Below are 1,020 nucleotides of genomic sequence, written 5' to 3'. Positions count from 1 at the left end.
CCGGATTTAGCGAGGTTATCTGCTTCATTTTCACACATCACTAAGAGGATTTCATCAGAATTTATAAACACTGGTTTTTTCACAAATGCCTCCATACAGCCCTATTGGCAAAAGTTATTTTCTAAGATATGGGATTTTGATACCAAAACGGTAATTTAAAGTCAATACCAAAATGGTTATTTTTTGTTTTATATTTTTTATGAGTAGAAAAAATGGATGAAAAATGGTCAATTAATACGCAAATATTGGAACTCTGGAATAAATTGACAGAAGATGAAAAAAGAGAGTTTATTCTTTTTTATCTTGATAAAATGAAGAAAGGAGATCAAGAAGTTTAACCTTATTATCGTAGCTTAGATGCTCTAACATATCTTCAATTTGTTCATCTAAGCTATTAGGCTTATTTCCTGAAAACAACAGTTGTTTGGGGGTAATTTTTAAATGCGGTGCCAAACGTACAGCCCACTCTTTTGTTAATTTTCGTTGTCCATTTTCTAAACGAAAAATTTGTGGCTGACTAGTTCCTACCAATTCGGCTAATTCTTTTGAAGTTAAACCTACTTTTTGTCTGAAAAATTTCAAATTATTCATGATTCTTATCCTAATAAAAAAAAATATCCTTTCAAATGCCAATATGGTAAAATGCGCTTGTTTTAATAATACCGATATGGTATAAAGAGGGATGTCTAAACTAAAACTGTATTTATCAAAGAATAATATTACTTATGCCGAGTTTGCGATTTTGGTAGGTGTTACGCAAGCATCTATAGCACGCTATGTGAATAAGAAGCGGTTTCCGCATCCTAGGATAATACAAAAAATAGCAGAAGTTACTGATAATTACATAAGTCCTAGCGATTGGTATCAAGAGAATTTTTCTTCAATTTCTAAAAGCTGCGGTGTTGATCACACTGTCGATAGTTTGCAGCCTTAGGAGATGATGATGGCTATAGAAAAGAAATATGAATTCATAGAACAGGGGGGTATGCTTGGACAACCCGCCGAGTTTTTACATCATAG

General features: G+C 32.7%; 2 protein-coding genes. One reads left to right on the top strand and one right to left on the bottom strand.

Annotated features, from left to right (window positions below; translation table 11 throughout):
* Window positions 1–288: 288 nt before the first annotated feature.
* Window positions 289–591 (bottom strand): helix-turn-helix domain-containing protein, encoded by a 303-nt coding sequence (locus ABID23_RS08120; RefSeq protein ID WP_100128398.1) that lies wholly within the window; start codon window positions 589–591, stop codon window positions 289–291.
* A gap of 91 nt (window positions 592–682) precedes the next feature.
* Here ABID23_RS08120 and ABID23_RS08115 point away from each other — a divergent pair, with 91 nt between their 5' ends.
* Window positions 683–934, top strand: coding sequence for a helix-turn-helix domain-containing protein (locus ABID23_RS08115; protein ID WP_354191005.1), 252 nt, complete (start codon window positions 683–685; stop codon window positions 932–934).
* Window positions 935–1,020 lie beyond the last annotated feature (86 nt).

The sequence above is a fragment of the Bartonella silvatica genome (genome assembly GCF_040545155.1).
Taxonomy (GTDB): Bacteria; Pseudomonadota; Alphaproteobacteria; order Rhizobiales; family Rhizobiaceae; genus Bartonella; species Bartonella silvatica.
This window is presented reverse-complemented; position numbering and strand designations above follow the sequence as displayed.

Coding starts and splice junctions, on each gene's coding strand:
- ABID23_RS08115 (WP_354191005.1), top strand. CDS start 683: ATGTCTAAACTAAAACTGTATTTATCAAAGAATAATATTACTTATGCC.
- ABID23_RS08120 (WP_100128398.1), bottom strand. CDS start 591: ATGAATAATTTGAAATTTTTCAGACAAAAAGTAGGTTTAACTTCAAAA.